The sequence below is a fragment of the Flavobacterium fructosi genome, assembly GCF_042787335.1.
Classification (GTDB): Bacteria; Bacteroidota; Bacteroidia; order Flavobacteriales; family Flavobacteriaceae; genus Flavobacterium; species Flavobacterium fructosi.
Genome location: NZ_JBHZQA010000002.1, coordinates 418929 through 443259 on the forward strand (window position 1 = coordinate 418929; position 24331 = coordinate 443259).

Here is a 24331-nt window from a genome sequence, read left to right on the forward strand (position 1 = left end):
ATTAAGGATTATTTTGTAAGCTATTTTTTGTGCTTTACATTACTTTAACTCTAAAATCAAAACTGATTTTGGTTCAATAATAATTTCATTTGTAACATCAAATGATAATTCCGAAATCACATCTTTTCCGGTTTTAAATTCTTTGATGTTTTCTTTGAAACGATGTGTGTTAATTTTATGGGTTTCATTGCTGTTGTTTATTACAACCATGACAGTTTCATTGGCATTGTATCTAAAATAGGTATAGACATTATTCTCTGGAATATAGTGTGTCATTTCTCCAAAATGAACCACTGATTTGCTTTTTCTCCAGTTGAATAACTTAGCAGTGAAATCGAAATATTCACTTTGCCCCGAAGTTCTTCCTTCTTTTATAAAAGCATTGTTTTGGTCTCCTTCCCAGCCGCCCGGAAAGTCTTGGCGAATATCTCCATCACCTTTGTTTTTATCGCCTGTCATGCCAATTTCGCTTCCGTAATATAATTGCGGAATACCGCGAATGGTTGCCAGCAAACTCATTGCCATTTTATATTTTCTAATGTCGTTTCCGTACGTCTGATTGAACCGATTGGTGTCGTGATTTTCAACAAAAACCAACAAATTATTGATGTTAGGATACAGAAAGTCATTGGTGAAATTGTCATATAACTTTATCATTCCTTTGTCCCAAGAGCCATCATCTTCATTGAAAACTTTTGTCGCTGCCTCGTACAATGTAAAGTCCATTACACTTGGTAAATACGAATTATAATTTTGAATTTGGCTTATTTTGCTGTCTTTTTGCCAATAGGCCATTTGTGCTTGGCTTTGCATCCAGACTTCCCCTACAATATTAAAATTTGGGTATTCATCTGTGATGGATTTGGTCCATGAAGCTATTCCTTTTGGACTAGAGTAATTATAGGTATCAACTCTAAAACCATCTAAATCAGCATATTCGATCCACCAAATGGCATTTTGGATCAGGTATTTTAAGGCCAATGGATTCGATAAGTTTAAATCCGGCATTGCTGGTGCAAACCATCCGTTTAAGCAGGTTTCTGTGTCAATTTTAGACGCATGGGTATCGCTGATAACCGTTCTTTTATGATTAGTTTGGGTATAATTATCAAATTGATTGATCCATCCCTTTGTAGGTAAATCTTTCATCATCCAATGTTTAATTCCCCAATGATTGGTTACATAATCCATGACTAGTTTCATGTTTTTTTTATGCATTTCAGAGGATAAACGTACATAATCTTTATTGGTTCCGTAACGAGGATCTATTTTATAAACATCTGATTGACCGTAAGTGTGGTACGAAAAAGTAGGGTCGTTGTCTTCGCAAAGTGGCGTACTCCAGATTGTTGTTGCTCCTAAAGAAAAGATGTAATCGAGGTTTTTTATAATCCCTTCAATGTCACCACCATGTCTGCCTCCGGGTAATTCCCTATTGTATTTTTCAGTTGTGGTGTTTTCACTATCATTATTTCTATTTCCATTTGCAAAACGATCTGGCATCAGTAAATACATCATATCTGAGGAATCATAGCTTTTGCGTTGCGCTGAATTTTCTCTTCTTTTCTTTAAAGCATATTTTTGTGTAAACGATTCCTTCTTGTTGTTTTTAAAAGTAAAAATCAAATCTGTCGCCTGCACTTTTTTAGTGTTAATTGTGATAAAAATATAGTTAGGATTTTCCGTTCGCTTCACGTTAGTGATTTTTATTGCATTTGATACCGTAACTTGATAGTCCGCTATGTTTTTACCATAAAACAGGATTTGAAGTTCCGGATTTTTCATGTCTGCATACCAAAAAGGAGGTTCGACTCTTTGAATTTGAGCGGTTAATGATAAAGACATAAAGAAAAGTAATAAGGTTATTTTTTTTAGAAAGCTCTTATTTATGAAAGGGAATGTAACAAATATATTCATTATTATATACGTTTTAGTGATATTAAATTTACAGCAACGGACAACGAAATTTTATAAACGGATGGTAATTAAACAATCCCAATAAAAATTGGGATTGTTTGTCGGCCTTTGGGGCCTCTTATTAAATGATAGAATTAACTACAAGTTCCAACAATTAATACTTATACAGATATTGCTTTATTTACCAAGACAACTAGTGTCTTTCCATTGACAACTATTGATAGGTCTTTTTGACCATCGATTGAAAATGAAGTTTTCTCATGAGTAATATCTACTTTCAAAATTTGATTTCTGAAATTTATTTTAAAGGAATAGCCTTTCCACTCTTTTGGAATTTTTGGAGAAAAATGGAGTTTATTCTCTTTAATTCTCATTCCACCAAAACCTTCAACAATACTCATCCAAGTTCCGGCCATCGAGGTGATATGACAACCTTCTTCTACCTCTTTATTGTAATCATCTAAGTCTAAACGAGAAGTCCTCAAATAGAACGTATAGGCCATATCCATCTTATCTAATAATGCTGCCTGAATGGAGTGTACACAAGGAGAAAGTGAACTTTCATGAACCGTAAAGGATTCGTAAAATTCAAAATTGTTTTTCAGTTCTTCTTTCGAAAAATGATCTTCAAAGAAATAGAAACACTGTAAAACATCGGCTTGTTTGATATATGGAGAACGCAAAATTCTATCCCAAGACCATTTTTGGTTAATTGGTCTCTGGCTTTTGTCTAAATCAGCCACTCTTACTAAATCTTTGTCTAAGAAGCCATCTTGTTGCAAGTACACATTATGCTCTTCCGAAAAAGGGAAGTACATGTTATCAGCAACTTTTTTCCAAGATTGTAATTCCGAATCCGAAATTTTTACTTTCTCCGAAATTCTTTTGTGATCCGATGGATATTCCAGAGACACTTTTTGAATTTGTTCGTAGGTATATTCCAGACACCATTTTGCAATATAATTGGTGTAAAAATTATTGTTTACATTGTTCTCGTATTCATTTGGACCCGTAACGCCAAGAATCACATATTGGTTTAAATTTGTCGAAAAATTAGCTCTTTGATGCCAAAAACGTGCAATTCCTATTAATACTTCCAATCCCTTTTCTGGAATATAACTGTAATCCCCAGTGTATCTATAAAAGTTATAAATGGCAAATGCAATAGCTCCGTTTCTATGAATTTCTTCAAATGTAATTTCCCATTCGTTATGGCATTCTTCGCCATTCATGGTCACCATTGGATACAAAGCAGCGCCATTTGTAAATCCTAATTTGGCAGCGTTTTCAATGGCTTTGTCTAATTGATTGTAACGATACGTCAATAAGTTTCGGGCTACTTCCTGGTCTTTGGTCGCCATGTAAAATGGGATACAATAGGCTTCAGTATCCCAATAAGTAGAACCACCATATTTTTCTCCTGTGAATCCTTTTGGTCCAATATTCAAACGGGAATCTTTTCCTAAATAGGTCTGATTCAATTGAAAAATATTGAAACGAATTCCTTGTTGTGCCTTCACGTCACCATCAATAGTGATATCTGACATTTCCCAAATTTTTGCCCAAGCATCAATTTGGTCTTGTAACATTTGGTCGTATCCTTTAGCAAGTGCTGTTTGAATAACTTTTTCGGCAGCAGTTTGCGTATTTGCATGGTTCAAAGAAACAGTGTAACCACCAATTTTTTGGATAGATGATTTTTGGCCTTGAGCCACAACAACATCATAACTAAATTTGATTTTATCTGAAACAGCTTCAATATTGGAAGGAGAAATATTCGTTTTCTCTCCATTAATCAAAATGCTGTTTTGCATAAAAGTAGTTACTTTGAAATGCGTCTTGAATGTTTGTGCAGTTACAAATGCCTCATTTCCTGATTTTTTAACATCAAGTATTTCCCAGAATTTTTCTTCCCAGTTAGCGTCTTCGTTAGTTACCCCAGCATCAATATAGGGTTTGTAAATTATTTTGACATCCTTGTTTAAAGGTGTGATTTCATAATTGATAATACCAACTTCGTCTAAAACTATAGATAGGAAACGACGAATGTTCACAGAAATTTGAGTGCCGTTTTTTAGAGTTGCCTCAAAGGAACGGTGATACCAGCCTTCTTTCATATTTAATTCCCTACGAAAGTTTGAAACTGAGCTACAATTGTTTAAATCTAAGTTTTTACCGTTGATTTCGATGTTGATTCCAATCCAATTTGGCGCATTTAAAACTTTGGCAAAATATTCAGGATATCCATTTTTCCACCAACCCACTTTGGTTTTATCAGGATAATATATTCCGGCAATATAACTTCCTTGAAATGTTTCACCGCTATAATTTTCTTCAAAATTCGCACGTTGTCCCATCGCTCCATTACCAATGCTGAAAAGACTCTCCGATGATTTTACGCTCTCTACATCAAAGCCTTCTTCAATGATCGACCAATTGTCAGGTTTTATATAATCTTGATTCATTCTTTCTAATTTAAAAATTCAATGATTTAAAAATTCAATGATTGTTGTGATTCACATTCAATCTTGTCCTTTTTTACTTTTTTTGAATTTGTTTCTTTATTCTTTAATTAATTCTTCTATAAAATCGGTGTCTATTTCTGTAAAATCTTTAAAGATGTATTTTGCTTCCTGCAAAATAGATTCTTCGCCAATTCCTACACTTGTCATTTTTCCAGTATTAGCGGCTTGTACACCAGCTACTGAATCTTCAAAAACGATAGCGTTTTCTGGACTTATATTTAATAGTTTAGCCGCAATCAGGAAAACTTCCGGATCAGGTTTCGCGTTGGTAACATCATTTCCATCTACAACAACATTGAAATAAGATAATATTCCAGTTTTCTCGAGAATTGGTCTGGCATTTTTACTTGCTGAACCTAAAGCGATAGGTTGATTTTTTTCTTTTAAAAACTTTAAAATTGTAAAAACACCCGGAAGAATTTCACTTTCATTCATATCTACCAAATAGGTTAGATAATCCTCGTTTTTTTGAATTAACCATTTGTCTTTGTCTTCTTGTGAAGCTTCAACATTTCCTAATTCTAAAATTATGTCTAATGAACGCACTCTGCTAACTCCTTTCAAAAGTTCGTTATGTTCGAGTGTGAAATCAATATTTAATTCTTTTGCAATTTTTTGCCAAGCCAAAAAATGGTATTTCGCGGTGTCAACAATAACTCCGTCAAGGTCGAAGATGAATGCTTTTTTATTCATTTATGATAATTTTTGATTCGTCATTAATGGTAAGCGCAATAATTCCGGCAAGAATCATTGATGCTCCACCAATTAAAAGCGCGTATATAGGTTCGTTGTTAAAAAATTTGGAGACTAAAAATCCTAAAATGGATGCTGCGACTAATTGTGGAATTACGATAAAGAAGTTGAAAACTCCCATGTAATATCCCATTTTGTTTGAAGGTAATGAGCCGGATAGCATTGCATATGGTATAGATAAAATACTAGCCCAGGCAATTCCAACGCCAATCATCGGAAGCCATTCCATAGTGAACGCGGTTGGTTCTGATATAAAATAAATAGAGATAAGACCAAGGCCACCGCAGACTAATGCCGCGAAATGGGTGAATTTTCTACTGGTATATTTGGCTAATAATGGTAGTAAAAAAGAAGCGATTGCCGCAATTAAATTATAATTAGCAAACATTTCACCTACTTGATTGGCGCCAGTATTATAAGCAGTAGAAGTGGTGTCTGTTGTGCCATAAATGTGTTGGGTTACGGCAAGAGTGGTGTAAATCCACATGGAAAAAAGCGCAAACCAGGAAAAGAATTGAACCCATGCCAATTGTTTCATTATTTTTGGCATAAACTGGAAATCGTTCATAATAGTTACGAATCCATTTTCAGTATTATTTGTCTTTTGCATCAATCCGGAAAGGAACATGGCCATTCCACCCAAACCAATAAGTCCAAGTGATAACACGTATAAATTTTTCTTTAAATCAAATTCGTAGATCGCTAACGAAAATAGTACACTAACAATCAGGAATGAAATTCCCTTTGTCAGATGCGATTTTGCATTAGATGCAAACCAATCAGCAGAATGTTCCTCTTTTATAAAAGTGGCTTCTTTGTGTTTTTCAAAAGCGGCTAATTCTTCCGGAGAATATTCCTTCGAAGTAATAACAGTCCATAGAACAGTTATGATAAATACAATTCCACCGAAATAAAAGGAGTACTTTACGGAATCAGGAATGATGCCAAGAGGAGCTGTATTTTGGACTCCTAAATGGGTAAAAATTAAAGGCAGATTTGAAGCGAAATAAGCACCAATACCAATGAAAAAACTTTGCATAGCAAATCCCATTGTACGTTGCTTTTCTGGAAGGTTGTCTCCAACAAAGGCACGAAATGGTTCCATTGAAACATTGATAGATGCATCCATAATCCAAAGCATTCCTGCAGCAATCCAAAGTACTGGCGAATTAGGCATTATAAATAAGGCGGCTGAAGCTAGAATTGCGCCTGCTAGAAAATAGGGTTTTCTTCGCCCTAGTTTTGTCCAGGTTCTGTCGGAAAAATAGCCAATAATTGGTTGAATAATTAATCCGGTCAAAGGAGCAGCAACCCATAAAATTGGGATGTCGTCAATATTAGCACCTAAAGTTTGAAATATTCTACTGACATTCGAGTTTTGCAAGGCAAAACCCATTTGAATTCCCAGAAATCCAAAACTCATGTTCCAAATTTGCCAGAAACTTAATTTACGCTTTTCCATTATCGTAATTTGTAAAATTAATACGATAAGCGCTATGCTTATCAAAACTTGTCTTATTTTTCGAAGTAAAAGTAAAAGCTTTGATCGGGTAAATATAAAAATATTTTTTAAACTTTTATTTTTTAGAAACAAATAAAAAAAAATATTCATTACTACAAGGTTGTAGTAATGAATATCATACGGAATATCTGCCGTTTGTTTTAAAAAGCAGTCGCCGTTTTCAGTCGCCGTTTTCAGAAAGCGACTGAAAACTGATAAATTCTAATTTGTAGATTCTCTTTCAATTAAATGGGTTTCAATTACTTCTGTTTTATAATTTTCTTCCTCTTCCTCTTCATGTTCTGATTCTAATCGGTCAATCAGCATTTTTGCGGCTTTATTACCCATTTTTATTCCGCTTTGACTCACGGTTGTAATAGTAGGAGTAGAGTATTTTGAAATAATTCCATCCGTAAACGCGATAACTGCTAGGTCTTTAGGGACATTCAGGCCTATTTTGTTCGCTGTCTTTATGCAGATTACGGCAAAAAGCTCATTAACGGCAAAAACGGCATCAATAGCTTTGTCTTCTAATAGTTTTCCTATTATTATTTCGCAAGTATCTACGTCCTCGATTTTAATAATTAGATTTTCATCAAAAGGGATGTTGTTGTCTAATAATGCTTTTATGTAGCCATCTGTGCGCAGTTTACCGACACTAACATAATCTACAGTGGTAACTAGGGCAATTTTCTTTCTTCCTCTGTCAATCAGGCTTTGAACAGCTTCATAAGCCGAAAGTTTATCGTCAATAATAACCTTGTCACACAGAATTTCATTGGTAACTCGGTCAAACATAACAACTGGCATTCCTTGGTCAATTACTTCAGTGATATGATGAAAATCACCTTTGAACTGGGTTTCTTTAGAAAGAGACATAATAAAACCGTCTATACTTCCATTGGCAAGCATTTCCATGTTAAGAACTTCTTTGTCGAAAGAATCGTCTGATAAACAGATGATTACACTGTATCCGTTTTCGTTTGCAACCTGTTCTATTCCATTAATGACAGTGGAGAAAAAATGATGAACAATTTCGGGTATGATGATCCCTATGGTTTTTGTTTTTCGATTCTTTAAACTCAGGGCTATATTGTTGGGTTTGTAGTTGTAAAATTTGGCGAAAGCTTGCACTTTTAATCGGGTATCTTCTCCAATTTCTAAACTATTTCTTAAAGATTTTGAAACTGTGGAAATTGAAACGTCAAGTTCTTTGGCAATTTGTTTAAGCGTTACCTTCCTTTTCATAATTGTAAAATTGATAATAATTATTTTCGTAATAAAGGTATGGTATGTTTTTATTAATGGCAATTTATCCCTTAAATAATTAGATAATATAGAAAGTTTTCAACACTATCACGTTTTCGTAAACCAAAAAAAAAGGGGGTTTGTCGGGCGTGACAAAATTTACATAAATTTAACATTCGAAGTAAAATTAAAAGTTAAAAACACATCCAAATTTCAAATTAATTTAAACAAAAAGTATGAAAACAATTTATAAAAAGTTGTTATTTTTATTACTACTACTACCTCTTAGTATTCTGGCTCAGAATACTCTTAATGGTGTTGTTCTTGACAAAGTATCAGGACAGCCCATTCCTGGAGTAAATGTAAATGTTCAAGGCGCCACAAATGGTGTTTCAACAGATTTTGATGGTAAATATCAGTTATCAAATGTTAAGAAAGGCGATAAAGTCGTTTTTTCTTTTATCGGATATAAAGCTTCTGTCGTTACTTACGATTCTCAAAAATCAGTAATGGTTTCTTTAGCTGAAGATGAAAATCAACTAAAAGAGGTTGTTATACAAGTAGGTTACGGTACCGTTAAGAAAAAAGATGCAACAGGAGCAGTTACTGTATTGACATCAAAAGATTTTAATAAAGGACCGGTAACCTCTGCGGATCAAATGATTCAAGGTAAAGTGGCTGGTTTGCAAATCATTAATGGAGGTGGTTCTCCAGGTGAAGGTGCGACAATAAGAATCAGAAGTGGTTCTTCATTATCTGCTAATAATGATCCTTTATATGTAATTGATGGCGTTCCGGTCGCGGCTGGTGGAATCAATGGTGGAAGAAATCCATTATCAACAATCAACCAAAATAATATAGAATCTATTTCGGTTTTAAAAGATGCTTCCGCGACTGCTATCTATGGATCTCGCGCTTCTAATGGGGTAATTATTATTACTACCAAAAAAGGAAAAGCAGGTGATATGCAGGTGAGTTATAATGGAAATTTGCAAGTATCTGAAATTACTAAAAAAGTAGATGCGTTGACGCCTACTCAATTTAGAGATTTTATTGCTGCTCATGGTACACCAGCGCAACAAGCAATTGTTGGAGCGGCTGATACAGACTGGCAAAATGAAATTTACAGAACGGCAATTGGCACCGATCATAACATTGCATTAAGTGGAGGAACTGAGAACGTAGTATACAGAGCCTCTGTAGGTTATGCTAATTTGAATGGTATCTTGAAAAGAGATAACATGCAGAGAACGACTATTGGAGTTGGTGTAACTGGAAATTTCTTAGACAAACATTTGAAAATTGAATTGAATAATAACACTTCGTTGATTAAAAATAATTATAGTAATAGAGGAGCTATTGGTTCTGCAATTAGCTTTGACCCTACACAGGTTGTAAGGAATGCTGATGGTACTTATTTCCAATGGTATACTTCTCCAACGCAAATTAATCAACTAGCAGGTAGAAATCCATTATCTATAATAAATCAACAGAATAATTTTGGAACTTCTTACAGAAGCATCGGAAATATTCAAACGGAATATAAAATGCACTTCTTGCCAGAATTGAAGGCTGTAGCTAATTTTGGTTACGATCAGTTAAGCGGAAGATCTTATGGAAATACAGACGCAAAGTATCTAAATGGACTTCCTGGTTCTGGATATAATAATTCCTATGCGAATACAGGTTCAAGAAATAATAAATTGATGGATTTATTTTTGAACTACAATAAAAAAGTAGAATCAATTAATACACAAATTGATTTAACAGGAGGGTATTCGTACCAAGATTTTAGAGATGTTAATGACGGATCTTCTTATAATTTTGAAAACAAAATTAGTACCCTAGGAGTTCCGGTTCCATCACGTGTGAATTTGCAGTCCTTTTTTGCTAGAACTAACATCACTATTGCCGATAAATACTTATTGACTTTGTCTTACAGACGCGATGGTACTTCTCGATTTACAGAGGCAAACCGTTGGGCAAATTTCCCTGCAGTAGCTTTAGCTTGGAAATTAAACGAAGAAAGTTTCTTGAAAGATGTGTCAAGTATTTCTACATTAAAACTTAGAGGAGGTTGGGGTGTAACTGGACAACAGGATATTGGGGTGAGTTATCCATCTATTCCTTTATATTTAGTTTCTAACAGTCAGGCACAATACCAATTTGGTAATACATTTTATAATACATTTAGACCGCAGCCTTACAACAGTAATTTGAAATGGGAAGAGACTACTACGGTCAATGCAGGTCTTGATTATGGGTTGTTCAACAATAGAATTAATGGTACTGTAGATTTATATAAAAGAACTACCAAAGATTTATTATTGTACACTCAAAACCCATCTTTCTTTGGATTCTCTAATTATGACAATTATAATGTAGGAACTATAGAAAATAAGGGTATTGAACTTTCTGGTGAAGTTATTCCAGTTCGTACTGATGATTTAGAATGGAGAATTGGCGGAAACGTTACTTTTCAAGACTCTAAAATCACTAAGTTAACTACAACACAACCGAATACACCTGGTATTAATGTAGGTGGATACGAAGGCGCTACAGGAAATACGATTCAAAATCACCAAGTTGGGTATGCACCAAGTTCGTTTTATGTATACGAGCAAGCATACGGAGTTGATGGTAAGCCAATTGATGGTGTTTATATTGACAGAAATAAAGACGGAATAATTACAGAACAAGATAAATATCGTTTTCACAAGCCGGCGGCTGATGTGTTTTATGGTTTCAATACAAGTGTAACGTACAAAAATTTTGATTTTGGAATGAATTGGAGAGGATCTTGGGGTAATTTTAATTATAACAATGTTGATTCAAGCAAAGGTTCTTACCAAAACATATTATTAAGAGAAACTGACCTGTCTAATGGTGTTGCCAATATTTTGGAAACTGGGTTTACTACTCAGGATACAAAAAGATATGAGTCGGATTATTACATTCAAGATGCAGCTTTCGTTAGATTGGATAATGTTAGCGTAGGATATACTTTTAATCAAAAACCGAATTCTACTTCATTAGTTAAATTAACATTAGCAGCTCAAAATGTTTTGTTAATTACTGACTACCGTGGATTAGACCCAGAAATTTCTGGAGGTATAGATAATAATTTATATCCAAGACCAATTACTTTCACGTTAGGTTTAAACGTTAATTTCTAATACAAATAACAAGAAAAATGAAAAAGACACAAATAAAATTATTGGGTATTTCTTTGTTACTGTTGGTGATGTTGTTGCCATCATGTACCAATGATTTGAACCAAGCTCCTGAAAGTGCTAATGCTATTCCGGGTGACCAATTTTTTAGTACACCGGAATCCTATAAGCAAAATCTAGCTAAATTATATGCAGGATTTGCTACCTCAGGTCAAACGGCGGCTGGTTCTCCAGATATTTCGGGAATAGATGAAGGAGAAAGCCAATACATTAGAGGATATTGGTTGTTACAGGAATTAACAACTGATGAAGCAGTAATTGCTTGGAATGATGGAACTATTAAAGACCTACACTCTCAAACATGGACATCGTTGGACCGTTTTGTAACAGCTGTTTTTGCACGTTACTCTTTTCAAATTGTAAACTGTAATGAGTTTTTACGTCAAACTACTGACGAGAAATTAACCGCAAGAGGAATTGATGCTACTTTGAAAGGAGAGATTGCTACTTATCGAGCAGAAGCACGTTTCTTGAGAGCAATGACGTACTGGCATTTAATTGATATGTTTGGGGGTGGTTCATTAGTAACGGAAGATTCTCCGAGTACTTTCTTTTACCCAGAATATGCTACAAGAGCAGAATTATACAAATTTGTTGATGATGAATTGACAGCGATTACTCCATTATTGAAAGCACCAAAAGCTAATGAGGCATATCGTGTGGATCAAGCTGCTGCCTGGATGTTACAAGCTAAATTGTACATGAATGCAAAAGTATATACAGGTACGGATCATTATGCTGCTGCTGTTCCTTTACTTACAAAAATCACTGGTTCAAGTTATAAATTGCATACTAATTACAATCAATTGTTTTTTGCAGATAATGATAAAAATGGTGCACAAAACGAATTTATTTTTGCAATAGGCTTTGACGGTCTTCATACACAAACGTATGGTGGAACTACTTTCTTAACGCACGCTCCTGTTGGAGGTAGCATGAATGCAGCTTCATTTGGTATCAATGGTGGTTGGGGTGGTATAAGAACTACCTCTGCATTTGTCGATAAATTTGATGCTAACACTACAGATACACGTGGACAATTCTATAAAGTTGGTCAAACTAAAGAAATCAAAAACATTGGTAATTTTACTGATGGATATGCTATTCAAAAATTTAGAAATGTTGATGTGAATGGGAAACAAGGTTCAGATAAAGCAGGTAACTTCTCAGATGCTGATTTCCCTATTTTCCGTTTAGCTGATGCTTATTTAATGTACGCTGAATGTGCTGTACGAGGCGGTGGTGGGACTTTGCAACAAGCAACTACTTATATTAATGCCTTAAGAATAAGAGCAAATGGTGCCGCAGTAAATCAAGGCGATTTAACCTTAGATTTTATTCTTGACGAAAGAGCAAGAGAATTACACTGGGAAGGACACAGAAGAACGGATTTAATTCGTTTCGGAAAATTCTCTGGAGGTAGTTATTTATGGCCTTGGAAAGGAAATGTTGCTGGAGGATCTCCAACACAGTCTTACAGAGATTTATTCCCTATTCCTGCAACGGCATTATCTTCAAACAGTAAATTACAACAAAACCCTGGATATTAATAATTTAAAAAATATATAAAAATGAAAAATATAACTAAATCAATAATTGCTTTATTTGCAGTAGTTGCTTTGTCTTGTACGGTACAAGATGTTCAAGACAGACCAGTCATTGAAGGGGTTGATTCCCCAGTATTAACAGCTCCAACTTCTGGTGCTGCTTATGTTCTTTCTCCTATAAATGCAGCTGCTCAAGCAGAACGTTTTACATGGAAGTCTGCTAACTACGGTGGTGATATTCAAGTTACCTATGCAGTCGAAATGGACAAAAAAGGAAATGCATTCAAAACTCCTCAGTCTATTGGATCTGTAATTTCAGCAAATCAAGTTTCTGTAAGTGTTGAATCAATGAATAAAGCTGCATTGACTTTAAAAGCGACTCCTTTTTCCCCTGGTGAATTTGAAGTAAGAGTAAAATCAAGCGCTGGTGCGCTTGCTGCAATGTATTCTAATGTTGTTGGAATTGTAGTTACGCCTTACACTACTGAAAATCCTAAATTATGGGTTCCTGGTGGTTATGCTAAAGCTTCTGGATATCCTAACGATTGGGATCCTGCTACATCTCCACAACTTTCTGCTTCTGGATATGGTAAAGTAGATTTTGAAGGATATGTTAATTTCAATGATGCAAATGCTGAATATAAATTTACAAGTTTCCCAGAGTGGAAAGGGGAATATGCGGCAGGTGCGACTGCTGGAACATTAGCTCTTACAGGGGCTAATCTTAAAATCCCTGCTGCGGGTTATTATCAGATTGTAGTTGATACTGAAAAATTAACGTACAAAGCGACTGCAACTTCATGGGGAATCATTGGTAGTGCAACTGCAGGTGGTTGGGATAACAGTACAGCAATGACTTATAATAAAACGACAAAATTATGGTCTGTAACTGCAACATTAACTGGAGCTGAATTTAAATTTAGAGCGAATAACGGTTGGGATATTAACCTAGGTAAACTTAAAACTGCGGCTGATGGTTCTCACCTAGAATATGGCGGCGATAATATTGCTGTAACAGCTGGAAATTATACGATAACTTTAGATTTAAGTTCTCCAAGAAATTACAAATATACGTTTACAAAAAATTAATTTTTTTAAATTTGAAGGGGCTATCTTATGGATAGCCTCTTTTTTTAATTTAATAAATAAATGAGATGAAAAAAATTACTTTATTATTTTTACTAATATCATCTATTAGTTTTGCTCAATTTACAACTACGCCTTCACCGGCAATTGCTAGTGGGGTAGTTACGCTGAATTTTAATAAAACGGGAACGGCATTAGCTGCCTATACAGGTACAATATATGCGCATATTGGTTTGACCGTTAATGGAACAAGATGGCAAAATGTCAAAGGAACATGGGCGAACAATTCAACTCAGCCTGCGTTAACATTTATTTCAGGAACTAGTTATAAATTAGATCTAACACCTGATTTATATACTTATTTTGGAGTTCCACTTTCTAGTTCTATCACTGAAATTTGTGTTGTATTGAGAAATGACGCTGGAAACATGCAGACTGCTGATACTTTTTTTAATGTTGGAGCTTTTCAAGTAAATCTAACAGCTCCAACTGAAAATAGTTCAACAATAATTGCATCTGGAGCCAGTTTTAATATTGCCGCGACAAATACAGGCGGAAACGCCAGCTATAACTTAAAAGCAAATGGTGTAAGTATAAATACAAATACAAGTACAGCTAGTTATACTTTTAATGATACTAATATCACCGGTAATAGAAATTATGCATTGGAAGTAACGCAGGGAAGTACAAGTGTCACTAAAAGATTTAGTGTAATCGTAAATCCGGGAACAGTTAGTGCGGCATTACCGACAGGTTTATTGGACGGAATCAATTATACTGCAAATGCGACAAAAGCTACTTTAGTATTAGATGCTCCGTTAAAGGATTTTGTGTATGTAGCCGGTAGTTTTAATAACTGGCAGCCAAATTCGAGCTACGCGATGAAAAAGGACCCTATTTCAGGAAAATTTTGGTTGGAATTGACCGGATTGACGTCAGGCGCCAATTATAGTTATCAGTATTGGGTGGTTGACGCAACACCTATTACTGGAACTCCATCTTTAGTAAAAACAGCCGATCCGTATTCTACTTTAGTATTGTCAGCAGATGATGATCCATATATTCCTGCAGTATCTTATCCAAATTTGCCGATATATCCTGCAGGTCAGCAAAGAGAAGTGACCGTTTTGCAAACGGGTCAAACACCGTATCCATGGACAACTGCAACGACTAATTTTGTAAAACCGGAGAAGGAAAAGTTAGTGGTTTACGAACTTTTGGTACGAGATTTCGATGCAGGCAGAAGTTTTCAAAATGTAATTGACCGAATTGATTATTTCAAAAATTTGAAAATTAATGCCATTGAGCTACTGCCAGTAATGGAATTTGAAGGGAATGAAAGTTGGGGTTACAATACTTCTTTCCATATGGCTTTAGATAAGTTTTATGGTACTTCAAGTAAATTTAAAGAATTGATAGATGTTTGCCATCAAAATGGTATTGCAGTAATTCTGGACGTAGCGTTAAACCATGCTTTTGACAGAAATCCAATGGTCAGAATGTGGATGAATGATCCTGATGGCGATGGTTGGGGTTCCCCTTCAACGGAGAATCCTTATTTTAATACTGTGGCAAAACACACTTATAGTGTGGGGAATGATTTCAATCATACTTCGGCCTTGACGAAAAATTACGTAAAAAGAGTAGTTAAACAATGGATTGACGAATACAAAATTGACGGTTTCCGTTGGGATTTGACAAAAGGTTTTACACAAAATTGTACGGCTAGTGACGAAAATTGCACTAATGGGTATCAAGCGGACAGAGTTGCCATTTTGAAAGATTATGCGGATTATTCCTGGAGTCTGGATCCAACGCACTATACTATTTTCGAACACTTAGGAACTGATGCAGAGGAAAAAGAATGGGCAAATTATAGAATTGCCGAAACTCCTAGCAAAGGAATCATGATGTGGGGTAAAATGACCGATCCATACAATCAGTTGACGATGGGATACAATTCTAGCAATGATATTTCAAGAATGAATAGTGCCAGTCATGGATTTACCGCAAACAGATTGATGGGCTATGCTGAAAGTCACGATGAAGAGCGATTGATGTACAAAAATATCCAATTTGGAAATAGTCTTGGGGGTTACAGTGTAAAAACTCCAGCGACTGCTTTGTCAAGAATGTCAGCTTTAGGAGCCGTTTCTTTATTAGTTCCTGGACCAAAAATGATTTGGCATTTCGGTGAGCTTGGGTGGGAGATTTCTATTTTTAGCTGTAATGATGGTTCAGTGAACACTTCTTCAGATGCTATTTCTGGTGATTGTAAATTGGACAAGAAACCACAACCGCAATGGTCGAATAATTGGTTAAGTGATAACGGAAGAAATAAAATTTATAACGATTGGGCAAAAATGATCAGTATGAAAATTGCCGAACCTGTATTCTCTGGAACGGCAACGATGTCAAGTGGTACTTCATTAATACCTAATATCAAGATTACCAATAGCACTTTGGCGGCAACGCAACTTAAAGATGTGTTAGTATTAGCTAATTTTGAATTATCTACTAAAGATGTACCGACTGGTTTTCCTTATCCTGGAATTTGGTACAACTTGATGGATAATTCTGCTATTACTGTCACTGATATGAACGCTACTATTGCAATTTCGGCAGGTGATTTTAGAATTTACGGTAATAAGGTGGCAAACTTAGCGATTGCCAACTATGAAAAAACTAATACCGTTCATTTGTATCCAAATCCTTCTTCAGGTTATTTTACTTTAAATACAAATACCACTAAAGTTCAGGTTTTCTCAATTACCGGACAATTGGTAAAAAGCTTTGATACGAATCATTCTAAAGATACTCCTTTTGCTATCAGTGATTTGACCAAAGGACTTTATATTGTAAAAGTACTGAATGATAATAATGAAACTGAAGTGATGAAATTTATAAAAGAGTAGTATTTATTATTAACATCAAGCAGGCTGTCTCTAAAAAGGGCAGCCTTTTTTTGTACAAAAAAACTGCTCCCGTGAGGAAGCAGTTTTCGACAAATTACCACAATTAAAAAAAATTATACTTTTTCGTTTTTGATTTCTTCTACGATTTCAGGATTCAGTAATGTTGAGGTATCGCCAAAATTTGAATAATCCCCTTCCGCTATTTTACGCAAAATTCTACGCATTATTTTTCCGGAACGGGTTTTTGGTAAACCGGAAACAAACTGTATTTTATCTAGTTTTGCAATTGGTCCAATGTGATCAGATATGTGTTGGTTTATCTCTTTACTAAGATTTTCTCTATCACGATACTCTCCGGTTTCTTTTAAAATTACAAAACCATACAGGGCATTTCCTTTGATGTCATGAGGAAAACCTACAATGGCTGATTCAGCAACTGCCGGGTGTTCGTTGATGGCATCTTCAATAGGTGCCGTTCCCAGATTATGGCCTGAAACAATAACGACGTCATCTACACGACCTGTAATTCGATAATACCCAACTTCATCACGCAAAGCGCCGTCTCCAGTAAAATATTTGCCTGGAAAGGCAGAGAAATAAGTGTCTTTATAGCGTTGGTGGTCTCCCCAAATAGTTCTCGCAATTCCCGGCCAAGGGAATTTAATACATAAACTGCCCGTAACCTGATTCCCTTCTATTTCGTTGCGTTTTTCATCCATTAAAACAGGTTGAACCCCCGGTAAGGGAAGTGAAGCGTAGGTTGGTTTTGTTGGGGTAACAAAGGCAATTGGTGAAATCATAATTCCTCCGGTTTCGGTTTGCCACCACGTGTCAACTACCGGGCATTTTTTGTCTCCTACGTGGTTGTTGTACCAGTGCCAAGCTTCCTCGTTGATAGGTTCACCTACAGAGCCAATCACTTTTAAAGAGGTTAATTGGTAGCGTTGTACGTATTCGATGCTTTCTTTAGCCAAAGCCCTAATGGCTGTTGGGGCGGTATAAAACTGAGTTACTTTGTGCTTTTCGATTGTTTGCCAAAAACGACTGAAGTCAGGATAGGAGGGAACTCCTTCAAAAATTACCGTAGTGGCTCCGTTCAGTAATGGGCCATAAAGAATGTAGGAATGTCCGGTGATCCAGCCAATATCAGCGGTACACCAGAAAATATCATTTTCTTCATAGCTAAAAACATTCTTGAAAGTATAAGCAGTATAAACCATATAACCAGCCGTAGTATGCACCATGCCTTTTGGTTTTCCGGTTGAGCCTGAAGTGTAAAGGATAAATAAAGGATCTTCGGCGTCCATAATTTCGGCTACATTATTGTCTGATGCTCTGTCTAAAAGAGGTTGCAACCATTGGTCACGACCTTCTTTCATATTTACAATTGTATTCGTTCTTTTGACCACTAATACGTTTGAAACTCCCGGGCAATTGGTCAATGCATCGTCAATAATTCCTTTTAAATCAATGGTTTTGTTACCACGATATCCTCCATCTGAGGTGATGACCATGTTACAATCGCAGTCATTTATTCTTGTTGCAACAGCAGAGGCCGAGAATCCGGCAAAAACAACCGAATGGATAGCTCCGATTCTCGCGCAAGCCAAAGTAGTAATGGCCAATTCAGGAATCATGGGTAAATAAATACAGACACGATCTCCTTTTTTTACGCCTTGTTCTCGCAATACATTTGCCATTTTACAAACACGTTGGTGCAATTCATTATACGAAATGTGTAACGCTTCTTCATTGGGATCATTCGGTTCAAAAATGATCGCCGTTTTGTCTCCTTTTTTTGCAAGATGTCTGTCGATGCAATTTTTAGTGATGTTTACTTTGGCATTAATAAACCATTTTATTTCGGCTTCTGCCATATTAAAATCGACCACTTTTTCCCATTGTTGGTACCAAGTAAAATTTTCGGAGGCAATTTTGTCCCAGAACTTTTTTGGTTCACGAACTGATTTCTTGTATTCTTTAAAGTATTCTTCTAAGGTATTAATTTTATAGCGACTCATAATTGTGATATTTTCTTATTTAGTATTATAAACTCCAATTTCATATTTTTTCAAAACAGCTTTTATTTCATCAACAATAGATTCATCATCTATCGTTGAAGGGATTTGATAATTTTCTCCGTCAGCAATGCTTCGCATTAATTTTCTGAGGGTTTTCCCCGAGCGTGTTTTTGGTAATCGTTGTACAATCACTACATTTCTTAAAGACGCAACAGCTCCAATTTGAAGGCGAACCAGTTTAATGATTTCTTGTTCTAATTGAAAATGCTCTATACCGCCATCTAATTTTGTTACGACTAATGCTAATGGTGTTTGCCCTTTCAGCGTATCATTTATTCCAATTACGGCACATTCCGCAACGGAATGATGGGAGGCAACAATCTCTTCCATTTCGGCTGTCGAAAGGCGATGTCCGGCAACATTAATTACATCGTCCACTCGGCCGGTAATAAAAATATAATCGTCTTCGTCTTTAAATCCACCATCACCGGAGAAATAGTAACCTGGAAATTTATTTAAATAATCTGCTTTAAATCGAGAATTGTCTTTCCATAAATCCATTAAAGTTCCCGGTGGCAATGGTAATTTTAGTACTACATAACCTTCTTCATTTGGACCTAATTCAATGCCTTTTTCGTCAAATATTTTAATGTCAAAACCACAAACCGCTTTTCCAACTGAACCCGGTTTTATGGGTAAATATTCTACACCCATCATATTGGCAGTCATCGGCCAACCGGATTCTGTTTGCCACCAATGGTCGATTGCCGGAACAGGAATGTGTTCTAAATACCATTCTAATGTTGAAACATCACAACGCTCACCTGCCAGAAATTGCGTTTTCAAAGAAGTTAAATCATATTTTTTAATGAAATCTCCGTTAGGATCTTCTTTTTTGATGGCACGAATCGCCGTAGGTGCGGTGAACATGGTATTGACTTTATGTTCTTGGATAATTCTCCAGAAGGTACTCGCATCAGGCGTTTTAATTGGTTTTCCTTCAAAAATAATGGAGGTATTTCTATTAATTAATGGACCATAGACAATAAAACTATGTCCAACAACCCAACCCAAATCTGAAGCGGCCCAAAAAACCTCATTTTCTTTTATGCCATAGATATATTGCATCGAAAATTTAAGTGCAACAGCGTAGCCGCCGGTATCTCTGACAATTCCTTTTGGTTTTCCTGTTGTTCCCGAGGTATGAAGTACATATAAAGGATGTGTTGCATTAACTGGAACGCAGGGTGTTTCTTCTGAGCCATACACCAATGCATCATAATCAACATCATATTTTTTAAACGGAACTCTTGCCCCTAATTTTCTATTGAAAACAATCACTTTTTTTGGTTTGTGTGAAGCTAACTCAATCGCTTCATCTACTAATGGTTTGTACGCAATTAGTCGATCAATTTCAATTCCTGAAGAGGCAGTGATGATGGCTTTCGGTTTGCAATCATCGATTCGTATAGCCAATTCATGTGGTGCAAAACCGCCAAAAACAACCGAATGTGTCACTCCAATTCTGGCGCAGGCAAGCATTGCAAATGCAGCTTGAGGAATCATTGGCATATAAATAATGGCTATATTGCCTTTTTTTAAACCTAGGGAGAGCATTCCTCCGGCGAGTTTTGTGACCTCCGTTTTTACTTCAAAATAAGTGTATTTTTTTACTGTTTGTGTCACTGGGGAATCATAAATAAGTGCAATTTGGTCTCCATAACCATCCTGGATATGCTTGTCTAGTGCCAAATAACAGATGTTTAATTCTCCGTCTTTGTACCAAACTGGATATCCATTTTTATCATTTGATAAAATATTTTCGGGTTTGTTATACCATTCTATCTCCATCGCTTGGTCTTTCCAGAAAGCTTCAGGTTGATGGATGCTATTAGTATAAAAATCTTTATAGTTCATTTTGTTATTGGTTGTTTATATTTTAAAAAAGTCCTGCATATTTGCTGAAACTAATTATTTTAAATCAGCCCTTGCACCTGTTCTACCAATTTTTTGACCGAAAAGGGCTTAAGCATATATAAATTTGCACCTAGAGAAAGTCCTTTTTCAATATCTTTTTCTTTGTTTTTTGCCGTTAGGAAAATAACCTTACAATGTTTTAGTCGTTCGTCTTTTTTGATTTGTTCCAATGTTGCGTAGCCGTCAACCATTGGCATCATTACATCCAGAATAATTACATCAGGAAATTGGTTCCTCAAAATTTCTAAAGCTTCTTGTCCGTCGCGTGCAATAAAAACTTCAAAATTGTTCTTTTTGAATGTGTATTCAAGTGTCATAACAATATTCGGTTCGTCATCTACAATTAAAATTTTTTTCATTTTTTAATAATTTTCAGTAGTATTATAATTGGGTAAAGTGAAAATAAATGTCGCGCCGTTTATCTCCGTGTTATCCGCCCAAATTTTTCCTTTATGATGTTCTATAATCTGTTTGCAAATGGCCAATCCTAAACCGCTTCCTATGGGTTTTTTTACATTTTGATTTCGGGATTGATAAAATTTATCAAATATGGCTTCAAAATCTTCTTCCTTAATTCCTTTACCATTATTATGGATGCGCACTTCCACAACTTCTTTTTTTTCTGCTATTTTGACACTGATTTTTCCATTTGTTTCTGAACTGAACTTAATAGCATTTGATAACAAATTGTAAACGACCTGAATGATTCGTTCTTCATCATAAAATGCTTTTATTTCTTTAGAAGACTCACCGAATTCAATACTTATTTTTTTATTTTTAATTAATTGATTTAGTGAAAGCAGGGTTTTTTCGACGGTTTTAGAAATGTTATTTTTAGAAAGATAAATTTTTTGCTTCCCTGTTTCGAATTTTTCTAAATCCAGAATTTTGTCTATCAAACGATTCAATCTGTCTGATTCAGAAATAATGTTTAGCAAGAATTGTTTTCTCAATTCCTCTGGGATGTCATCGTCGTCATGAAGAATTTCACTTGCTGCACGAATTGCAGTTATTGGCGTTCGTAACTCATGGGTAACCGTGTCCAAAAATTCGTCTTTCTGAATGTCTTTGTTGACCAATTCCTGATTGGCATTTTTCAGTTGAATGGATATTTTTTTTAATTCGTTGGAAGTATCTGTCAGTTTCTTGTTGATAATAATGTTCTCCTTAGATTCTTCTAGAATTCGCAACACTTCAGTCAAGCTGATTTTATCTTCTTTTACTACACTCGATATTAATATTTTGGCGGAAGCCGTACCAATATGTCCCGTCAATAAATTCTCCGCAAACTTTATAAACCGGGCATCGGCTGTGGTGATGTTTTTATCAATATTGTATTTTAAATTGAAAATGGTCATGGCTCTTTTTGTTCTTTCTTCTCCAAGAAATCGCTGTAAAACTTTTTGAATATCAGAAATATAAGCGGTTCCTTTCCAAACAAATGCATCTTCATGATTGGTGATGTACTTGTCAATATCCACAAACATTTCCGCATAATTACGTTCTCTGTAATTTCCTTTGAAACTTACAGAAATTGCGGCATAACAGATAAGGTTAAAAAATAAACTCCAAAAAACAGCATGAGGAATAGGTTCTAAGTAATCCAATCCAAAAAGTTGAAACGGTTTTAACAGTGCAATTCCCCAAGGCCCTTCCTGAATAAATAGGCTGGAAGATTTTGTGATGCCAATGGCGTAGGGAATTAATAAGGTATAAAAGCAAATCAAAAAGCCCATTATAATTCCTGTTATAGCTCCTTTTTTTGAACCTCTTCTCCAGAATAATGCCCCAAAAAAAGAAGGTGCTAGTTGTCCAATAACAACAAATGAAACCAAGCCAATGGAAACCAACGAGTAATCTAAAATGAAAATTCGGTAGATGGCATACGCCAAAATAATTAACGAAAAAATGCCTATTTTTCGGCTAATCAGAATTCGTTTACTATTTTTTTCTTGAGAAGAATTTTTGAGTGAACCAATGAAACCGTAAGGAATCAACAAATTATTACTTAACATGGTTGCTAATGCAATCGATGAAACAATAATCATGGAGATGGCAGCGGAGAATCCACCAAGAAATACTAAAACGGTCAAGAAATTATTGTTGAAAAATTGAGGAATCAACAATGAAAAGGTGTCTGAATTGAATCCTTTTCCGTGAAAAAGAATATTTCCTCCCCAAGCAATTGGAAAAACAAAAATATTGAACAGCAATAAATACAACGGAAAAAGCCACATGGCTGTTCGAATATGGGTTTCTTTATTGTTTTCAACAATTGCGGTATGAAATTGTCTTGGCAACAGAAAAATCGCAAACATGGACAATAAACAAAGGAAAAACCAATTTATTCCGCTTGTTAGGTCGCCTATCGAATTCTTCTTTTCGAAATTTTCAAGAACTGCAGCTTTGGTGTAAATATCTCCAAAACCATCGTAAACAAAATAGGTTACATAAATTCCGATGATTAAAAAGAAAACTAGTTTTAAGATTGATTCTATTGCGACTGCCGTAACGATTCCGCGTCTTTTTTCGGAAGCATCAACGTATTTTGTTCCGTAATAAGAGGCAAATAAAGCCAGTGCCAGACAAACATAAGTAGTAGTGTCCGTAAAAATATTATCACTTGACTGCGTTTTTGTGACAATATGAAATGTATCTGAAATCGATTTTAACTGTAAAGAAATGTAGGGTACAATTCCAAAAACACAAATTATAGTTACTAATGCGCCAAGAAATCTACTGTTTCCGTATCTTAAAGAAATAAAATCGGCAATACTGGAGATTTTATTTACTCTCGAAATTTGGATAATTCTCTTGAGGATAACCATCCAGGAGGGGATAATTATTATTGGGCCTAAGTAAATTGGTAAGTAACTTAAACCAGATTCTGCAGCAACACCAATGCTTCCATAATAGGTCCATGCGGTGCAATAAACCGCTAAGGAAAAAGAATAGATGTAAGGATTATTCGTCCATTTAGAATGGCTTCTTTTTTCAGCCCAATAGGCGATGTAAAAAAGAATGGACACATAAAGTGCTAAAATCAGTAAAAGTCCTATGCTACTCATAATATCTTTTTATGATTAGGTAGGTGATGGCAATTGAAAATAACCATGCCGAAAAAATATAGATGTACACGATTGGGAAACCAAAAAGTGGTTTAGAACTGTCAAATAAAAGCAAAAGAGGTATGTTCAACGCTGATAGCATTAGCATGGAAAGTATAACTAACTTTTGTTCGTGTCTTTTTTTCATTTGAAGATAATATTATTTTTCAGCGAAAAATGGTGTCGACATTTTTAAATGCGACTATATGTAATAAAAATAAGCAATCTCTACCGATTAATGTAGAGACTGCATATTAGAAATTTATTTAATAATTATTTTTTTTCATCGTAATCGCCCATTAAGGAAAAATAACCAAAGGTACCCAGCCCTAAAACTATTAATGGCGTTAATATAAATAAGATGATAATTCCAAATACTAAATCCTCTTGTTTACCGGACATGAATTTTGGCAATCCAAAGGTAAAGATGCAAAAATAAGCTGCCGCAATTGCTAAGGCGATCCAAACTAATCCTAAAACTCTTTTTATCTGATTCATAGC

At 35.3% G+C, this 24331-nt stretch carries 15 protein-coding genes; 4 read left to right on the forward strand and 11 right to left on the reverse strand.

What is annotated here, in order from left to right; translation table 11 throughout:
- Positions 1-39: 39 nt before the first annotated feature.
- The 5 genes from ACFX5D_RS04755 to ACFX5D_RS04775 form a co-directional block, all read right to left on the reverse strand.
- On the reverse strand, positions 40-1845 hold the full coding sequence (locus ACFX5D_RS04755) for a glycoside hydrolase family 13 protein (protein ID WP_379857102.1): 1806 nt from the start codon (positions 1843-1845) through the stop codon (positions 40-42).
- A 233-nt stretch (positions 1846-2078) separates the two neighbouring features.
- A complete protein-coding gene (locus ACFX5D_RS04760; protein WP_379857103.1) occupies positions 2079-4382 on the reverse strand; it encodes a glycoside hydrolase family 65 protein in 2304 nt (767 codons plus the stop codon).
- 96 nt (positions 4383-4478) lie between these two features.
- Entirely contained in the window at positions 4479-5135 is a 657-nt protein-coding gene (gene pgmB, locus ACFX5D_RS04765) for a beta-phosphoglucomutase (protein WP_379857104.1), read from the reverse strand.
- On the reverse strand, positions 5128-6657 hold the full coding sequence (locus ACFX5D_RS04770) for an MFS transporter (protein ID WP_379857105.1): 1530 nt from the start codon (positions 6655-6657) through the stop codon (positions 5128-5130). Before ACFX5D_RS04770 ends, pgmB begins: the two co-directional genes overlap by 8 nt.
- A gap of 261 nt (positions 6658-6918) precedes the next feature.
- A complete protein-coding gene (locus ACFX5D_RS04775) occupies positions 6919-7944 on the reverse strand; it encodes a LacI family DNA-binding transcriptional regulator (RefSeq protein WP_379857106.1) in 1026 nt (341 codons plus the stop codon).
- 236 nt (positions 7945-8180) lie between these two features.
- On the opposite strand from ACFX5D_RS04775, the gene ACFX5D_RS04780 reads away from it, so the two are divergent.
- From ACFX5D_RS04780 to ACFX5D_RS04795, 4 genes are all read left to right on the forward strand, one after another.
- A complete protein-coding gene (locus ACFX5D_RS04780; RefSeq protein WP_379857107.1) occupies positions 8181-11120 on the forward strand; it encodes a SusC/RagA family TonB-linked outer membrane protein in 2940 nt (979 codons plus the stop codon).
- A 17-nt stretch (positions 11121-11137) separates the two neighbouring features.
- Positions 11138-12727, forward strand: coding sequence for a RagB/SusD family nutrient uptake outer membrane protein (locus ACFX5D_RS04785; RefSeq protein WP_379857108.1), 1590 nt, complete (start codon positions 11138-11140; stop codon positions 12725-12727).
- A gap of 21 nt (positions 12728-12748) precedes the next feature.
- On the forward strand, positions 12749-13813 hold the full coding sequence (locus ACFX5D_RS04790; RefSeq protein ID WP_379857109.1) for a SusE domain-containing protein: 1065 nt from the start codon (positions 12749-12751) through the stop codon (positions 13811-13813).
- A gap of 65 nt (positions 13814-13878) precedes the next feature.
- On the forward strand, positions 13879-16725 hold the full coding sequence (locus ACFX5D_RS04795) for an alpha-amylase family glycosyl hydrolase (RefSeq protein ID WP_379857110.1): 2847 nt from the start codon (positions 13879-13881) through the stop codon (positions 16723-16725).
- Between the two features lie 113 nt (positions 16726-16838).
- Here ACFX5D_RS04795 and acs read toward each other — a convergent pair whose 3' ends face one another.
- The 6 genes from acs to ACFX5D_RS04825 form a co-directional block, all read right to left on the reverse strand.
- The gene (acs, locus tag ACFX5D_RS04800) at positions 16839-18746 is read right to left on the reverse strand and encodes an acetate--CoA ligase (protein WP_379857111.1); all 1908 of its coding nucleotides are present in this window, start codon (positions 18744-18746) and stop codon (positions 16839-16841) included.
- A 15-nt stretch (positions 18747-18761) separates the two neighbouring features.
- A complete protein-coding gene (locus tag ACFX5D_RS04805; RefSeq protein ID WP_379857112.1) occupies positions 18762-20663 on the reverse strand; it encodes an AMP-binding protein in 1902 nt (633 codons plus the stop codon).
- A gap of 59 nt (positions 20664-20722) precedes the next feature.
- Complete coding sequence (locus ACFX5D_RS04810) at positions 20723-21082, reverse strand: response regulator transcription factor (protein ID WP_379857113.1); 360 nt, start codon at positions 21080-21082, stop codon at positions 20723-20725.
- 3 nt (positions 21083-21085) lie between these two features.
- Entirely contained in the window at positions 21086-23791 is a 2706-nt protein-coding gene (locus tag ACFX5D_RS04815; RefSeq protein WP_379857114.1) for an ATP-binding protein, read from the reverse strand.
- Positions 23784-23978, reverse strand: a complete 195-nt coding sequence (locus ACFX5D_RS04820) for a hypothetical protein (RefSeq protein ID WP_379857115.1) — start codon at positions 23976-23978, stop codon at positions 23784-23786. Before ACFX5D_RS04820 ends, ACFX5D_RS04815 begins: the two co-directional genes overlap by 8 nt.
- Positions 23979-24103: 125 nt before the next feature.
- Positions 24104-24328, reverse strand: coding sequence for a DUF6814 family protein (locus tag ACFX5D_RS04825; protein WP_035668533.1), 225 nt, complete (start codon positions 24326-24328; stop codon positions 24104-24106).
- Between the last annotated feature and the right edge of the window lie 3 nt (positions 24329-24331).